The organism is Streptomyces sp. NPDC058964 (assembly GCF_042741275.1).
Classification (GTDB): domain Bacteria; phylum Actinomycetota; class Actinomycetes; order Streptomycetales; family Streptomycetaceae; genus Streptomyces.
Window position 1 is genome coordinate 1 of the sequence record NZ_JBHYKH010000968.1, and the last position, 1,393, is coordinate 1,393.

Here is a 1,393-nt window from a genome sequence, read left to right on the forward strand (position 1 = left end):
CGGGCGCCCGGCCCCCGGGGCGGCCGTCGTCGCCCCGCGCGGCGCGCTCCCCGCGCGCCTCGGCTCGCCCCCCGCGACCCCACGGCCGGGGGGCGCGGGGGCTCCGCTCACCCCCCCCCACCCCTTCGTGCTGTGTCCGGGGGCGGCTACCGGGCCAGCCGGTCCACCGCGGCCGCGACGCGCTCGTCCGTCGCCGTCAGGGCCACACGGACGAACTTCTCGCCCGCCGTGCCGTAGAAGTCTCCGGGGGCGACCAGGATGCCCCGCTCGGCCAGATGGGCCACCGTGTCCCAGCAGGACTCGTCACGGGTGGCCCAGAGGTAGAGGCTGGCCTCGCTGTGCTCGATGCGGAAGCCGTGGGCCAGCAGCGCCTCGCGCAGGGCCGTGCGGCGGGCGGCGTAGCGTTCGCGCTGCTCGCGGACGTGCGCGTCGTCGGACAGGGCCGCGACGACCGCCGCCTGCGTGGGCGCCGACGTCATCATTCCGCCGTGCTTGCGGATCTCCAGGAGGGGCGCAAGGACGGCCGGGTCGCCGGCCAGGAAGGCCGCTCGGTAGCCCGCCAGGTTGGAGCGCTTGGAGAGGGAGTGCACCGAGACGATGCCCTCGTAGGAGCCGCCGTTGACGTCCGGGTGCAGGACCGAGACGGGGTCGGCCTCCCAGCCCAGCTCGAGATAGCACTCGTCGGAGAAGACCAGGACGCCGTGCTCGCGGGCCCAGGCGACGATCCGGGTGAGCTCCGCCTTGTCCAGCACCCGGCCCGTGGGGTTGGACGGCGAGTTCAGCCAGAGGAGCTTCAGGTTCGTGGGGTCGAGCTCGGTCGGGTCGTCGTAGACCTCGTGGTCGGCACGGGCCAGACGGGCGCCGACCTCGTAGGTCGGATAGGCCAGACGGGGGTAGGCGACCTTGTCGCCGGGGCCGAGACCCAGCTGGGTGGGGAGCCAGGCGACCAGCTCCTTCGAGCCGACGATCGGCAGGACGTGGCGGTGGGTGACCTCGCGGGCGCCCAGACGGCGCTCCAGCCAGCCCGTGATCGCGTCACGCAGCTCGGGGGTGCCCCACACGGTCGGGTAGCCCGGCGAGTCGGCCGCGGCGATCAGGGCCTTCTGGATCAGCTGGGGGACCGGGTCGACCGGGGTGCCGACGGACAGGTCGACGATGCCGTCCGGATGGGCCGCGGCCGTCTTCTTGTACGGCTCCAGCTTGTCCCAGGGGAAGGTGGGCAGACGGTCGGAGACTGCGGACACGATGTACTGGCTCACTTTCTTCGGTACGGCAAACGCCTCGGTGCCCGGGGGGGGGGGGGGTGGGGGGGTGGGGCCCCCCCGCCCCCCGGGGGGGGGGGGTGGGGGGGCGGGGGGGGGCGGGGGCGGTATGTGGGGGCGGGCGGCGCCCG

The 1,393-nt window shown here is 75.1% G+C and carries 1 protein-coding gene; it reads right to left on the reverse strand.

The genetic code is table 11. From position 1 onward, the window contains the following. Positions 1-146: 146 nt before the first annotated feature. Positions 147-1,244, reverse strand: coding sequence for a bifunctional succinyldiaminopimelate transaminase/glutamate-prephenate aminotransferase (locus ACFW2E_RS46890; RefSeq protein ID WP_384478283.1), 1,098 nt, complete (start codon positions 1,242-1,244; stop codon positions 147-149). Positions 1,245-1,393: the final 149 nt, after the last annotated feature.